Origin of the sequence: Streptomyces sirii (assembly GCF_045690365.1) — a bacterium.
In the GTDB taxonomy this organism is placed as follows: Bacteria; Actinomycetota; Actinomycetes; order Streptomycetales; family Streptomycetaceae; genus Streptomyces; species Streptomyces sirii.
Genome location: NZ_CP147982.1, coordinates 945,135 through 959,885, shown reverse-complemented (window position 1 = coordinate 959,885; position 14,751 = coordinate 945,135). Strand labels below are relative to the sequence as shown.

Sequence of the window (14,751 nt, the reverse complement as noted above, 5' to 3'; positions counted from 1 at the left end):
GGTCACTGGGCGTTGCTGAAGCCGACCGGCCGGGCTAGCTTAATCCCGCAAAGCGGATGTGGCATTTCGCATTGTGGAATTCATGGGAGTGGGTGGCGTGCTGGCGGGCGCCGCCTCGGCTCGACAACGGGGGAAGTGTGCAGGACGCGAGAGAGCACCCGATTCCGGCTTCGACCGGGGTGCGGGCCGAAGTCCTGGACTGTGTGCAGTCCAATCTGGCCGTGCTCGCCGATCACTTCCACGGCGCGGGCACCCATCTGCGGCTCGGGTCGAAACTCAGCTCCCGGTGGTGGCCCGGCGCGGACGGACTGCCCACCGTCGACCCGCCGGTCGAGGAGGAACTCGCCGAGGCGCAGCGCGCGTTGGGCCTGGCCGTCGGCGAACGGACCACCGCCAACGGCGCTCAACTGGACGAGCCGGCCCTCGCGCCGGGCGAGATCCGCTACGCCCTCGCCGACGCCCATGAGATGCCCTGGCTGCCGTACTTCGGGCAGCAGCACATGGAGCACAGCTTCCTGCTGATCGCGCCCGGCAGCGTCGACGGCCCCTGGACGGTCGTCGACGCCTATGACAACGACACCCAGTGGGGAGCGGCCAAGCCCGGAAGCTGGAGCGTGACCCGAGCCGAGCTGGCCGCGCTGCGGCGGATCGACCTCTACGAGATCACCGCCCGGCCCGAACCGCCCGCCCGCCCCGAACCGCGCATCGACCACGCCCCCATGGCCGACTACCTCGCCGCGCTCGACCAGGCCGCGAACCGCGAACGGGCACTGCACCGGCTGACCGGGGACACCTGGCTGCTGGCCCGGTCACGACGGCTGCACGCCCTGTTCGCCGCCGACGGCAGCCCCCTCGACGAGCCGACGGCACGGCATCTGGCCGACTGGGACAAGCTGGTCACCCAGGCGTATGTGACCTACCGCCGCGTCGTCCGCGGCCGCCCCGAACCCGTTGGTACCGTCGCCCGCCTCGCCGAACTCCTCGAAGCCGACCGGCGGATCTTCCCGGCCCCGGCCGCCGCCCCGGCACCGGACCCGGGCGGCCTGCGCGACCGCATCGCCCGCGTCGTCGGCGCGGTCCTCGACGCCGACCAGGCGCTGCTGCGCACCGGCGACGTCGACCTGGCCGCGCTGCCCGGCTTCACCTCGTTCCGGATGGTCGACCTCATCGACCGCCTCGAAGCGCAGCTCGACATCGAACTCGACGCCGACGACCTCGTTCCCGAGAACCTGCGGAGCATGGACGGGCTGTGCCGCATCGTCCGCAGTGCCACCGGCGCCCGCTGATCCCCAAGAGAGGACACCGCCGTGGAGAGCGGACCGATCGACCTTCCGTACCAGCAGCGCAGCGTCGACCGATGCGGGCGGGTGGCGCCGTGAGCACCATCGACGGCCCCGCCGCCCCCTACGGCGCCCTCACCGGTGACCGACCGGAGCTGAGCGCACGGATCGCCCGGGTGACCGCCGTAGCCGAACGGCATCTGGCCGCCGCCGACCGGGACGCCGCCTTCCCCGTCCAGGCACTGGACGAGCTGCGCGACACCGGACTGCTCGGCCTGGTCGTCCCCACCCGCTACGGCGGCCTCGGCGGCACCCTGCGCGAGGTCGTCGACGCCGGAGTGGCCCTGGGACGCTGCGATATGTCGGTGGCGCTGATCTTCACCATGCACTGCCAACAGGTGGCCGCGGCCGTCGAGTTCGCCGCGCCGCCGCTGCGCGACGAGCTGCTGCCGAAGCTGGGCGCCGGGCGCAGCTATCTGGCCTCGGTCAGCACCGAGAGCGGTAAGGGCGGCCATCTCTACAGCGCGCAGTCCGCCCTGCACGAGAGCGGCGGCGAGCTGCTGATCGACCGCTTCGCGCCCGTGGTGACCGGCGGCGCCCACGCCGACGGCTTCCTGATCACCATGAAGAACGCCGACGCCACCGCCGAGAACGACGTCGCCCTGGTCTACGCGGGGCGCGACCAGCTCGTCGTGGAACCGGCCGGCGACTGGCAGCCGATGGGCATGCGCGCCACCCACAGCCCGCCGCTGAAGCTGACCGGCACCGTCCCCGGCCACCAGGTCGTCGGCGCCGGCGTCCCCTTCCGCGACATCGCCAACCACATCCTGGGCCCCTACGCCCACCTCGGCTGGTCGGCCGCATGGCTGGGCACCGCCGCCGGAGCGCTCTCCCGGGTCCTGGGCCTGATCCGCAGCCCGGCGGGCCGCAAACGCTTCGACGTCGGCTCCGAGCTGCTGCTCACCCGATTGTCCACCGCGCGCCAGCGGCTCGACGCCGTCCACGCCCAGCTGCGCCACACCCTGGCGATGGTGGAGACCACCGAGGACATCACCGCGCCCGCCTGCCAACTGCTGCTCAACGGCCTGAAGATCTCCGCCTCGGAGCAGTGCCGGGCCGCCGTCGACGACCTGATCGACGCGGTGGGCCTGCAGCACGGCTACCTCAAGGACTCCCCGACACGGCTGGAGCAGAACCTGCGCGATCTGCGCTCGGCCGCCCTCAACTACAAGAACGACCGACTGCACCTGGCCGACGGACGGCTGGCGCTGCTGGACCGCGAGGTGTCCTTCGCCTGACCGGCGCGCCCCGCACTCCGGCACCGCAGCGTCCGACGAGTGCGCCCGCGTCCGACGAGTCCGACCCCACCCCATCCTCACGACCCCTACGGAGAGCCGTCCATGTGGATTCTCGGTGTCAACGCGCCCCCCACCGGGTGGCACGACACGGCCGCCTGCCTCGTCAACGGTGAGGGCGAGGTCATCGCCTTCTCCGAGGAGGAGCGCTGCAACCGGGTGCGTCACTCCTTGTACCGCAAGCCCCTCAACGCCGCCCGCTTCTGCCTTCAACAGGCCGGCATCACGGCCGCCGACATCGATGTGGTCGCCGTGGGCTGGGACACCCGGCAGCTCTACCCCGGACGCTTCACCGACGACGCCGAGTTCCTCGCCTTCGCGGTGGGGCTCGACTTCGGCGAGCGGCCGCCGTCCGTGGTGCGGGTGCCGCACCACGCCGCACACGCCGCCTCCTCCTTCTACGCCTCCCCGTTCACCAAGGCGGGAGTCCTGGTCGTCGACGGACACGGCGAGAACGAGTCGTCGACCGTCTGGACCTTCGAGGACGGCGCCGAACCCCGCCTGGAGCGCACCTGGCCACGTACCTCCTCGCTCGGCTACGCCTATGACGCGGCGTCCACCTGGCTCGGCTTCTCGTTCCTCAACGCCGGCAAGACCATGGGACTGGCCGCCTACGGCCGGGCCCGCGGCACCGCAGTCGAGTCCCTGGTCGACCTCGCCGCCGACGACTTCCGCCTCGCGATCGGCCCGCTGGAGGAGAGCACCGGCCGCGCCACCGCCGACGAGATCAAGGAGCAGTACGACACCACCGTCGCGGCCTGGCGGGAGCGCTACACGAAGATCGCCGGAGCGTCCGGCCCCACCCTGCCCGAGGGGCGCCTCGCCGAGGATCCCAAGGCCGTCCTGGTCGCCTACACCGCCCAGCGCATCGTGGAGGAGACCGTCACCGCGCTGGCCGCCACGACGCGCAAGCTCTCCGGCGTCGACGCGCTCTGCCTGGCCGGCGGCGTGGCGCTCAACTGCAGCACCAACGGCACCCTGCCCGGACCGCTGTACGTACCGCCGGTGCCGCACGACGCCGGGGTGGCCCTCGGCGCCGCTTGGTTCGTCAACCCGCCCAGGCACCGCACCGGACGCCCCCTCAGCCCGTACCTCGGCACCGACATCGACGGACCTGCCGGCCCGCGGTCCGCCGGCGCGGCCGACACGGCCGGCCTGGTGCGCTCGGACCTGGACATCGACCAGGTCACCGCGCTGCTGCTGGAGGGGCAGGTCGGCGCCGTGGCCCAGGGCCGGGCCGAAGTGGGGCCGCGGGCGCTGTGCCGCCGGTCCATCATCGCCGTGCCCGACACCGCCGAGGTCAACACCCGGGTGAACGTCATCAAGGACCGCGAGCAGTGGCGCCCGTTCGCAGGGGTGACCCGTCCCGGTTACGGTGCCCGCCTGTGGGAGCCGCAGGAGCACCTCAGCCGCTACATGCTGGGCGCGGCCAAGGCCACCGAACTGGGGCGGCGGGTCGCTCCCGGAGTGGTGCACGTCGACGGCACCACCAGGCCCCAGGTGCTGCACTCTGACGAGGCTCCCGCGGTGGGCGCCGTCCTCGACGCGCTGGAGCGCGCCGGCGTGCCGCCGGTGCTGCTCAACACCTCCTTCAACGGCAAGGGCGAGCCCATCGTCAACACCCGCGGCGATGCCCTGGCCGCCTTCCGGGGCATGGACCTGGACTTCCTCGTCCTGGGCGACGAGCTGTTCCGCAAGAAGGACGACGCCGGGGGGACGCGATGACGCCCACGAGCCAGACGGCCGGCGGCGGCCGACCCCCCGGCCCGGCGGACGGCCCGCCCCGGCGCGGCGAACGCTTCCGGGCCTTCGGACCGCGGCACATCGACGAGATCGCCGACCGCTACGGACTGGCCCCCGACGTACGCGAAACCGTGCGGCGGATCTCCCTGGTGCTGCCCTTCCGGGTCAACGGCTACGTCCTGGAGCACTTGATCGACTGGGACCGCGGCACGGCGGATCCGCTGTTCCAACTGACCTTCCCGCAGCGCGGCATGCTGACGGCCGAGGACGAACGGCAGCTCGCCAAGCTCTCCGCGGACCCGGCCGACAAACCGCTGCTGCGGGAGGCCGTCACCGCCATCAGGGACCGGCTCAACCCCCACCCGTCGGGCCAGCAGCAGCTCAATGTGCCCGTACAGGAGGGCGTGTCGCTGCCCGGTCTGCAGCACAAGTACCGGGAAACCGTCCTGTACTTCCCCTCGCAGGGGCAGACCTGCCACGCCTACTGCACCTACTGCTTCCGCTGGGCGCAGTTCATCGGCGACGCGGATCTGCGCTTCGCCGCCCCCGACCCCTCGGGCCTGATCCGCTACCTCGCCGCACACCCCGATGTGCACGACGTCCTGGTCACCGGCGGCGACCCGATGGTGATGACGACGGAGCGCCTGCGGACACATCTGGAGCCGCTGCTGGACGTGGAGACGGTCCGGACGATCCGGATCGGCACCAAATCGGTCGCCTACTGGCCGCAGCGCTTCGTCAGCGACCAGGACGCCGACGAGGTGCTGCGGCTGTTCGAGAAGGTGGTGGCCTCCGGGCGGCAGCTCGCGGTGATGGCGCACTTCAGCCATCCGCGGGAGCTGGCGACGGACCCGGCCCAGCGGGCCCTGCGCCGGATCCGCGCCACCGGAGCCGTCGTCTACGGCCAGGCCCCGCTGATCGCGCACGTCAACGACGACGCCGAGGTGTGGAACGGGCTGTGGCGCGCCGAACTGGCCGCGGGAGTCGTGCCGTACTACATGTTCGTGGAGCGCGACACCGGCCCCCAGGAGTACTTCAAGGTGCCGCTGGCCCGGGCCGCCCGGATCTTCCAGGACGCCTACCGCACGCTGCCGGGCCTGGCCCGTACGGTCCGCGGCCCGGTGATGTCCGCGACGCCGGGCAAGGTCGCCGTGGATGGGGTCGAGGAGACGCGGCAGGGCCGGTGGTTCCAGCTGCGGATGCTGCAGGCCCGTGATCCGGCCCTGGTGGGACGCCCGTTCCGGGCGCGCTACTCGCCGGACGCGGCCTGGCTGCACGAGCTGGAGCTCGACCCCCAGGCCCCGGCGGAGATCCGGGCCGCCTGCCACGGCCACCTACGGGCGGACGCCGCATGAGCACAAGCCGCATGAGCACCCGCCGCACCCTGTACGACTGGTTCGCGCGGTCGGCCGCCGCCCGCCCCGGCGCCACCGCCCTGGAGGTGGACGGCGAAGTGCTCGGCTATGCCGAGTTGGCCGCGGCGGCCGAGCGGATCGCGGCCGGTCTGCTGCGGCACCTGAACGGCCAAGTGCCCTCCAGGGTCGGGCTGCTGGCCTCCCGCAGCGTCGTCGCGTACGCCGGTTATCTGGCGGTGCAGCACCTGGGTGCCACGATCGTGCCCCTGGGCACCGCCTTCCCGGCGCACCGCAATGCCGCCGTCGCCGAGGCCGCGGCACTCGACGCCGTGATCACCGACGGCAGCGGCGACCCGACCGGGATCGCGGCGCCGGTGTGGCGACCCGAGCGGCGGAGCGCGGACGCGACGGCCGAGCGGAGCGGGCCACCGGCACAGGACGGCGCCGAACCGCCCCCGGTGGCGGCGGACCCGGACGGTATCGCGTACATCCTGTTTACCTCCGGGTCCACCGGCAGGCCCAAGGGGGTGCCGGTGCGGCACCGCAATGTGACCGCCTATCTGGAGCACGTCGTACCGCGTGCCGAGGCCGGGCCCGGCGCACGGCTCTCGCAGACCTTCGACCTGACCTTCGACCCCTCGGTCTTCGACATGTTCGTCGCCTGGGGGTCGGGGGCGGCGCTGGTGGTGCCGACCCGTGACGAGGTGCTCGCGCCGGTCCGCTTCATCCGTCAGCGCGGTATCACCCACTGGAACTCGGTGCCGTCCGTCATCACCCTCGCCGGCCGGCTGCGCGCACTGAAGCCGGACAGCATGCCGACCCTGCGGCACAGCATGTTCTGCGGCGAACCGCTGACCTATCAGCAGGCGCGGGCCTGGCGCCGCGCCGCGCCCGGCAGCAGCCTGGACAACGGCTACGGGCCGACCGAACTGACGGTCACCTGCGCCACCTACCGGCTGCCGGAGTCCGAGGACGACTGGCCGCGGACGGCCAACGGGACGGTGCCGATCGGCTCCCCCCACCCCGGCGCGGACATCCTGCTCCACGAGGGCGAGTTGTGTGTGCGCGGCCCCCAGCGCTTCCACGGCTACCTCGACGCGAAGGACGACGAGGGCCGTTTTCTGACACCGGACGCCGCGCCCCGCGCCCCCGGGACCGCCCTCACCGAGGCGCACTGGTACCGCACCGGAGACCGTGTCACTCGGGACGCCACCGGTGAGCTGGTGCATCTGGGCCGGCTCGACCAGCAGGTGCAACTGCACGGCTACCGCGTGGAGTTGGGCGAGGTGGAGGCGGTGCTGCGGCAGCAGCCGGGGGTGGCCGACGCGGTGGTGCTGGCCCGGTCGACGGCACACGGCCCCCAACTGGTCGCCGCCTACAGCGGCACCGGCCATGAGGTGCCGGCCGCGGACCGGGTGGGCGCCGCGCTGCGCGAGCGGCTGCCCGGGTACATGGTGCCCGAGACCCTGACGGCGCTTGAGGCGCTGCCGCTCAACCCGAACGGCAAGATCGACCGGGCGGCGGTGGACGCGCTTCTGGCGCAGGAAAGAGCCGTGTGAAACGGAGTCGGGGAGGGAGCGGGGCAGCCCCCGTGCCCTTACCGAGCACGGGGGCGCCGTCGGGTCAGCGCTGCTGTGCCTTGCGGCGGCGCAGGACCAGGTAGCCGCCGGCGGCGACGAGTCCGGCGGCCGTCGTGGCCAGCAGGCCGACGGGGGCGCCGTTACCGGTCTCGGCGAGGTCGCCGGTGCTCTTCGCGGACGGTGACGGCGAGGCCGCGGAGGTCGGGGCGGTGTCCGCGGGGGCGGACGAGGCGGGGGCGGCGGTCGCCTCGTCGGTGGGGGACGGGGTGGCGGGCGTCGAGGGCTTGCCGCCGCCCGGCTGGGTGTCGTCCTCGCAGTCGGTCCAGAAGACCTTGTGCTTGGCCTTGCCGTGCTCGCCGTCGAAGTTCCAGAAGAGCTTGTAGTGGCCGTCGGGCAGGGACAGGTCCTGCGTACGGCCGTGCCCCTCGCCGTCGAGCGTCAGGGCACCGGACTTCACGGTCTCGCCCTTGACGTCGGCGGTCGGGGCCCAGGCCTCGATATGCCAGTCGACTTGCTGTCCGGCGTCGAAGCCGAAGGCGTCGAGGTAGAAGGTGCATACGTGGGGCTCGTTCTTACGAAGCTCCGCCCCGGTCCGGGCATCGTGGATCTTCACGGTGCCGTTGTCGCCGGGGGTGGCGTAAGCGGAAGAGGCGAGCAGCAGGGGCGCGGCCACGGCGGCCGTGAGCGAACCTGCGAAAACAAGCGGGCGCATGGGCATTCCAACGGTGAAAGAGGAAGGTTGCCGTGGGGGGCGGCTCAGCTTCCTGCGACCTCGGGAGTTCGTCAAGGCAACCCAAAACACTTATGTCGCGGACCACGTCGCTTGCCCCATTGGTCCCACATAACGACATGGAAACAGGGCTCCATGACGGCCGTCCGTGCGCGGAGGACGGCAAAGGAAAAGGCAAGGAGGGATATCCGCTCCTTGCCACTCTCAACTTATAGCGCACCGGGGGGCTTGTGGCAAGGCCCCGGTCATGACGCAGAATCACCGACCTGAGCCAGAATCCGCGGATCCGGCTGCAGGGAAATTGTTGTCACTGAGTGAGGGGTTGCGTTGATCGACGTGATCATTGCCGGCGGTGGACCGACCGGCTTGATGCTGGCCTGCGAGTTGCGGCTGGCCGGAGTGCAGGTGGTCGTGCTGGAGAAGTTGGCCGAGCCGACCGAGCAGTCCCGGGGGCAGGGCCTGCACGCACGCAGCGTCGAGATGATGGACCAGCGAGGCCTGCTGGACCGGTTCCTCGCGGTCAATGAGAAGTTCCAGGTCGGCGGTCTCTTCGGCGGCATCATCAAGCCGTGGCCGGCCCGGTTGGACACGGCGCACCCGTACGGTGTCGCCACCCCGCAGCCGGTCACGGAGCGGCTGCTCAACGAGCGTGCCCTCGAACTCGGCACCGAGATCCGGCGTGGCTGCGAAGTGGTCGGGGTGAGTCAGGACGAGGACGGGGTGACCGTCGAGCTGGCGAGTGGGGGCACCCCCGGCAAGGGGGGCGTAGCCGTCGGGGGAGGCACGCGGCTGCGTTCGCGCTACCTCGTCGGGTGCGACGGCGGCCGCAGTGCGGTGCGCAAGCTGCTCGGCGTCGGTTTTCTCGGCGAGCCTGCCAAGGTCGAGACGCTGGTGGGTCAAATGGAGGTGACCGAGGATCCGGCGACGATTGCCGCCGTCGTCGCGGAAGTCAACAAGACCCAACTGCGGTTCGGCGTCACCACCCCCGACGAGGACGGGGTGTGCCGCATTGTCGTGCCCGCCGACGGGGTGTCCGAGGACCGTGCGACCGAGCCGACCCTGGAGGAGTTCAAGCAGCAGCTCCGGGCGTTCGGGGGAACCGACTTCGGCGTGCACTCGCCGCGCTGGCTGTCCCGGTTCGGCGACGCCACCCGGCAGGCCGAGCGCTACCGGGTCGGCCGGGTGCTGCTGGCCGGCGACGCGGCACACATCCACCCGCCGACCGGCGGGCAGGGGCTCAACCTCGGTGTGCAGGACGCGTTCAACCTCGGCTGGAAGCTGGCCGCCGCGGTCAACGGCTGGGCTCCGGAGGGGCTGCTGGACAGCTACCACGCCGAACGGCACCCGGTGGGCGCCGCCGTGCTGGAAAACACCCGCGCGCAGATCACGCTGATGGGGACCGATCCGGGTGCGACCGCGCTGCGCGAGCTGTTCTCGAAGCTGATGGACTTCGAGGAGGTGAACCGGTACGTGACCGAGATGATCACCGCGGTCGGGGTCCGCTACGACTTCGGCGAGGGCCATGAACTGCTCGGCGCGCGGATGCGGGACGTGCAGCTGAAGCGGGGGCGCCTGTACGAGCTGATGCACGGCGGCCGCGGGCTACTGCTCGACCAGACCGGCCGGCTCTCGGTGGAGGGTTGGGCGGATCGGGTCGACCACGTCGTCGACGTCACCGAGGAACTGGACGTGCCCGCGGTGCTGCTGCGGCCGGACGGCCATGTGGCATGGGCCGGTGACGACCGGCGGGAGCTGGTCGGTCAGCTGTCACGGTGGTTCGGCGCGGCCGCCGACTGAGCGTGCGGTGGTGGGCCTCAAGGCCTCCAGGGCTCAATGTCACAAGGGCGGGGGCCTCGATCGAGAGGTCCTGGCCGCCGCCCGCGCCCGCATCGAAATTCCCTCTACCTCAATTACGCACACCGGGCACGCTCAGTGGCCCATCCGTGTGTATGTCGTCACTGACGGTATGGATATCAAAGTAGTCGGAAAAGGGTGATTCCACACCTACTGATAGGAGAGCGCAATGCGAGTGCGTGCCACTCTGGCCGCAGCCGCCCTGGCTGCCGTTACGGTCCTGACCGCAGCGGGGACTGCCGCCGCCGACGCAGGTAGCGATGAAGTCGTCGGCACCATCACCCAGACCGCCGACTCGCACCCCGAGGCACGCGACGCGAACCCCGGCGGGAACGACGCGGGCTCGGAGGGGCGCGACTGGAGCGGCGGACGCGACACGAGCGCCGGGGGCGACATGAGCAACGGCGGCGGCCGCGACATGGCCAACGGCAGCGGCCGCGACCTGAGCGGCGGCAGCGGCCGGGACATGAGCAGCGGCAACGGGCGCGACTGGAGCAACGCCAACGGAGGCGCCACGCCCGGCTTCGGCCCCGGCGGCGGCATGAGCTGAGCATCCGCTCCGCAACGCCACGAAGGCGGCGGCCGGTTGAGGCATCGGTCGCCGCGCACGACTGCGGCAACGTGCCGCCGGTTACCATCGGCGGATGGCTCGCAGCGAAAAGAAGGCACGGCGTCTCGTCGTCGACGGGCAGACCTTCCTGTGGTCCCTGGGCCACCGCCACCGCGAGCTGGGCAACGGCCGGTACGAAGACTGCTGCGAAATCCTCGTCATCCGCCTGTTCGAGGCCAGGGGGCGGCTCCACGTCCTCTTCCGCGAGGGCCCGGGCAAGCGCGTCCCGGACGGGCTGCTGCACGGCGGGGCGGTCGGCACGGCAGGCGGGGGATTCTTGAACCTCCATGAGCCGGGCACCGTCAGGGCCCTGCTCGACGAGGCGCTGGGCAAGGGGTGGCGTCCCGACGATCCGCCGACCGAAGAGCTGGACGGCTGGGCCCTCTTCGACGCCGTGGCCACGCGTCGCGGTGCCGCCCCGTCCGGGTGACCCACGGCTGACGAACCCGCCCCGAGCGGCCCGTTCCGCGGCGGTGGCCGGGGGACGGTGCTCGACGCCCGCCGTCTACGATGCAGGGCATGAGACAGCACTCGCGGCGCACGGCCCGGCCCCCTGCGGCGCGGGCCCGTGTGCTGCTGGTGCTCGCCGTGCTCGCGGGTGTGTTGGCAATGCACGGCCTGGCACCTGCCGTCCCTCCGGCGTCGGCGCACGCCGCGCCGGCGGCCCATCATGCCGCCCCGGCCGCGCTCCCGGCGCACACGGAGGCGGCGGGCTGCGGCGACTGTCCCCACGCACATCACGGCGGCGCCGGCGGGCACGCCCAGCACGCGGACGGGACATGCGCGGCCGGCGGCACGAGCGCGGCCCCCGTACTGCCCGCCCCGGCCCCGGCCGGCACGGCCACCTGTGTCAGCGCGGCCGCGCCGGTAGCGGCGCCCGCGGCGTCCCTGGGCGGACGTGCCCCGCCCTCACTGAGCGAACTGCAACTCCTGCGCATATAGGGCGGCCCAGGCGACCCGGCCCCTCGGCCGGTGCCTCGCCCGTCGAGCCCGTATCACGCATATACGCACAGGAGTTGCTTCACCATGACCGCACGCCGTTCCCTGGTCCGCCGCGCCGCAGCCGTGGCGGCCGCGGCCACCGCCGCCGTCGTACTCGCCGCCTGCGGCGGAACCGGCGACAGCTCGGCCGGCCACGAAGGCCATGACAAGGCCACGCCCTCCGCGTCGGCGTCCGCCAAGAAGGGCGGGCACAACGCCGCCGACGTCTCCTTCGCGACGGGGATGATCCCGCACCACCGCCAGGCGGTGCAGATGGCGGAACTCGTCGCGAGCCGTACCCGGTCCGCCGAGGTCGAGAAGCTCGCCGGCGAGATCAAGAAGGCCCAGGACCCGGAGATCAAGAAGCTGTCCGGATGGCTGACCTCCTGGGGCGAGCAGGTGCCCGAGGAGCACGGAGGCATGGAGCACGCCGGGCACTCCATGGGCTCCATGGCCGGGATGATGGCGCCCGAGGAGATGGACGCACTGGAGAAGGCCTCCGGCAAGGCGTTCGACACCGCGTTCCTCAAGATGATGGTCAAGCACCATGAAGGCGCGGTCGAGATGGCCAAGACCGAGCAGGCCGAAGGCGGTTACCAGCCCGCCAAGGACATGGCCGGCGACATCATCTCCTCCCAGAGTGCCGAGATCGCCCGGATGAACAAGCTGCTCGGCAAGGGCTGACCGGACGGGCCACCGCGCGGGGGCGGTCACCGGCCGCCCCCGCCGCATGCCACCGTGCGAAGAGCCCCATGCTGCTCGATCTGCTCGTCCTCGGACGCCTGGGCTGACCTACCGTCACCAAGCGTGTCTACGCGTGCCGCGAGGCCGCCGCGGTCGCGCAGGACTACCGCTGGGTAGTCTCGCGCTGCATCACACCGGCCGTGGGCGAGGCGCCCCGCCGGTGAGCAGCACGCGACCAGGACGGTGGTATTCCATGGCAGATCATGACCTGAGCGGCTTCGAACGTGGCACCTTCACCCACGACGGCAGCACCCGCCGGATCCTGCGGCGCGGTACGGGGCCCGCGGTGATCGTCATCGCGGAGATCCCGGGCATCACGCCCAAGGTTTTGGAATTCGCGGCACGCGTGGCCGCGATCGGCTGCACCGCGGTGCTCCCGGTGCTCTTCGGTACGCCCGGCCGCTCGGCCCACCCCAAGGACGACGGCCGGTTGAGGTCCGGGCTCTACACGGCCTCGTCCGTGTGGCAGGTGTGTGTGAGCCGGGAGTTCACCGTGCTGGCCACCGGGAGGACCTCCCCCGTGGTGACCTGGCTGCGGGCGCTGGCCGCAGAGGAGCACCGGCGCTGCGGCGGCCCCGGAGTCGGCGCCCTCGGTATGTGCCTGACCGGCGGCTTCGCCCTGGCCATGGCCGCCGATGAGCGCCTGCTCGCCCCCGTGCTGTCCCAGCCGTCCCTTCCACTGGCCGTCACCAAGAGCCGGGCCGGCGGTATCGACATCTCCGCCGAGGACCTCGCCGCCGTACGGGGCCGCTGCGAACGCGACGGTCTGCGGGTCATGGGTCTGCGCTTCCGCGGGGACCGGCTGGTGCCGGGGGACCGATTCGCCTTTCTGCGCCGCGAACTCGGTGACGCCTTCACCGCCGTCGAACTCGACGACGCAACCGCCAACCCCCGGGCCGCGATGCCGCCGCACGCCGTACTCACCGAGCACCTCGTCGACGAACCCGGCCAGCCGACCCGCGCGGCGCTGGACCAGGTGCTCGACCTCTTCCGTACCCGTCTGCTCGAAGAGCCCGGCGACGGTTCCACGGAAACCCGGCCACCGCACCTCACGGATCGCTGACCGCCGGCTCGTTCGCCCACGGCCCGTTCACCGTTGGAATATCCCCTGGCGACGGCGGGTTGGAAGCGGGGAACTCACCGATTCCCGAGGGCGGCGGCCGGCGTCACACCGCAGCGGCGGCCGCGCCCGAGGGCCCGAGACCGGAGCAGACATGACCACCGACGCGCCCCAGGGCACGGACCGCTCGTTCCTCTTCGTCCTCGGCAGCTCCCGCCCCGACGGCAACACCGAGGCCCTCGCCCGAGCCGCCGCCGAGCAACTGCCCGCCGATGTCCCGCAGCGTTGGGTGGACCTGACCCGGCTGCCGCTGCCCGACTTCCAGGACGGCCGGCACGAGACCGGCGGCTGGCCGGCCGGGGAGAACGAGGAGATACTGCGCCAGGCCACGCTGGAGGCCACCGACATCGTCCTCGCCTCGCCCCTGTACTGGTACACCCTCTCCGCGCACACCAAGCGCTACCTCGACTACTGGTCGGGCTGGCTGTCGGTCCCGGGCCTGGACTTCAAGGAGCGGATGGCGGGACGGACGCTGTGGGGGGTGACCGTCATGGCGGACCGCGACGAGGTCGTCGCCGACGGCCTGAAGACCACCCTCAACCACACGGCGGCGTATCTGCGGATGCGATTCGGCGGGGTGCTGTTCGGAAACGGCTCCCGGCCCGGTCAGGTGCGCGACGACGAACGAGCGATGATCCGGGCCAAGACGTTCTTCCAGGGTGCGACCCCGGTCGCCCGGTTCCCCTACGAGGACGGGACCGCGGAGCGATAGCCGACGAGACGGCCGCCCGCAGCCGCGCCGAGGAGACCGACATCGCGGCCGGCCTGAACTGCCGGATCAGGCCTGGCTGTTGAGGAAGCCGATCAGGCTGGCGCCCCACCAGCCGAGCTGGCTCACGGTGGCGACCGCTCCGGCCCGGACGAGCAGCCGGCGAGGCGCCTCGGCATCCCGGTACCGCTCAAGGCGCTGTCCCAGCCAATGGGCGTAGAGGCCGTTGAGGGTGATGGCCAGGACCAGTCCGAGCTTGAGCTGCGTCAGCGGCGAAGCCAGGTCCGGGCGGAGGAACAGGCCGGTGACGACGAGCCCGGTCAGCCCCGTCCAGATGGGGAACTGCAGGGTGTTGGCGGTGTGCAGGACATCGGCGAGGCGCCGCCGTCCGAGCACCCACAGGAGGGCGAACCAGTCGACGGCGAGCACGGACCCGAGCCCGACGACGAGCGCGACGAGATGCACGAAGCGGGCCGCGGTCCGCAGCGGCGGATCGGCGTGGAGGTGGCCGGCCACCCAGCACAGCGCCGCGAGGACGGCCGAGCAGAGGACGCCCAGCAGGATCAGCGCCCAGCCCGGCGTGGGCGGGTGGGGCGCGGTGCCCCCGCGCTCGGCGGGTGCGGGCCGCCCCGGGACCCCGGCGGGCAGGGGGACCGCGGTGGCCAGGGTTCTGTCGGAGGTCGCGGGCAC

At 72.2% G+C, this 14,751-nt stretch carries 14 protein-coding genes; 12 read left to right on the top strand and 2 right to left on the bottom strand.

The genetic code is table 11. The features are described 5' to 3' along the window. Positions 1–137 precede the first annotated feature (137 nt). The 5 genes from WAB15_RS04545 to WAB15_RS04525 all read left to right on the top strand — a co-directional run bounded on the left by WAB15_RS04545 (position 138) and on the right by WAB15_RS04525 (position 7,292). Entirely contained in the window at positions 138–1,286 is a 1,149-nt protein-coding gene (locus WAB15_RS04545) for an acyl carrier protein (RefSeq protein WP_407285415.1), read from the top strand. 89 nt (positions 1,287–1,375) lie between these two features. Continuing rightward, positions 1,376–2,578 carry an acyl-CoA dehydrogenase family protein gene (locus WAB15_RS04540; protein ID WP_407285414.1) on the top strand — a complete coding sequence of 401 codons (1,203 nt, stop codon included), beginning with the start codon at positions 1,376–1,378 and terminating at the stop codon, positions 2,576–2,578. Positions 2,579–2,680: 102 nt separating this feature from the next. Further along, a complete protein-coding gene (locus WAB15_RS04535) occupies positions 2,681–4,360 on the top strand; it encodes a carbamoyltransferase C-terminal domain-containing protein (protein WP_407285413.1) in 1,680 nt (559 codons plus the stop codon). Then, positions 4,357–5,733: a KamA family radical SAM protein gene (locus tag WAB15_RS04530; protein ID WP_407285412.1), complete on the top strand. Its 1,377-nt coding sequence runs from the start codon at positions 4,357–4,359 to the stop codon at positions 5,731–5,733. The genes WAB15_RS04535 and WAB15_RS04530 overlap by 4 nt, the downstream gene beginning before the upstream one ends. After that, positions 5,730–7,292 (top strand): AMP-binding protein, encoded by a 1,563-nt coding sequence (locus WAB15_RS04525; protein WP_407285411.1) that lies wholly within the window; start codon positions 5,730–5,732, stop codon positions 7,290–7,292. Before WAB15_RS04530 ends, WAB15_RS04525 begins: the two co-directional genes overlap by 4 nt. 64 nt (positions 7,293–7,356) lie before the next feature. On the opposite strand, the gene WAB15_RS04520 is transcribed toward WAB15_RS04525, so the two are convergent. Then, positions 7,357–8,025 (bottom strand): hypothetical protein, encoded by a 669-nt coding sequence (locus WAB15_RS04520; RefSeq protein ID WP_399144681.1) that lies wholly within the window; start codon positions 8,023–8,025, stop codon positions 7,357–7,359. A gap of 345 nt (positions 8,026–8,370) precedes the next feature. Between WAB15_RS04520 and rox the strand changes: the two genes are divergently transcribed. The 7 genes from rox to WAB15_RS04485 all read left to right on the top strand — a co-directional run bounded on the left by rox (position 8,371) and on the right by WAB15_RS04485 (position 14,064). Further along, positions 8,371–9,840, top strand: a complete 1,470-nt coding sequence (rox, locus tag WAB15_RS04515; RefSeq protein ID WP_407285410.1) for a rifampin monooxygenase — start codon at positions 8,371–8,373, stop codon at positions 9,838–9,840. A gap of 226 nt (positions 9,841–10,066) precedes the next feature. Beyond that, positions 10,067–10,447 (top strand): hypothetical protein, encoded by a 381-nt coding sequence (locus tag WAB15_RS04510; protein WP_407285409.1) that lies wholly within the window; start codon positions 10,067–10,069, stop codon positions 10,445–10,447. Between the two features lie 94 nt (positions 10,448–10,541). Continuing rightward, positions 10,542–10,937 carry a hypothetical protein gene (locus WAB15_RS04505; RefSeq protein ID WP_399144684.1) on the top strand — a complete coding sequence of 132 codons (396 nt, stop codon included), beginning with the start codon at positions 10,542–10,544 and terminating at the stop codon, positions 10,935–10,937. 89 nt (positions 10,938–11,026) lie between these two features. After that, entirely contained in the window at positions 11,027–11,449 is a 423-nt protein-coding gene (locus WAB15_RS04500; protein ID WP_407285408.1) for a DUF6153 family protein, read from the top strand. Between the two features lie 84 nt (positions 11,450–11,533). Further along, positions 11,534–12,172, top strand: a complete 639-nt coding sequence (locus WAB15_RS04495; protein ID WP_399144686.1) for a DUF305 domain-containing protein — start codon at positions 11,534–11,536, stop codon at positions 12,170–12,172. Between the two features lie 253 nt (positions 12,173–12,425). After that, on the top strand, positions 12,426–13,295 hold the full coding sequence (locus WAB15_RS04490) for a dienelactone hydrolase family protein (protein ID WP_399144687.1): 870 nt from the start codon (positions 12,426–12,428) through the stop codon (positions 13,293–13,295). 151 nt (positions 13,296–13,446) lie between these two features. Beyond that, positions 13,447–14,064, top strand: coding sequence for a flavodoxin family protein (locus tag WAB15_RS04485; protein ID WP_399144688.1), 618 nt, complete (start codon positions 13,447–13,449; stop codon positions 14,062–14,064). A 66-nt stretch (positions 14,065–14,130) separates the two neighbouring features. Here WAB15_RS04485 and WAB15_RS04480 read toward each other — a convergent pair whose 3' ends face one another. Beyond that, the gene (locus WAB15_RS04480; protein ID WP_407285407.1) at positions 14,131–14,751 is read right to left on the bottom strand and encodes a hypothetical protein; all 621 of its coding nucleotides are present in this window, start codon (positions 14,749–14,751) and stop codon (positions 14,131–14,133) included.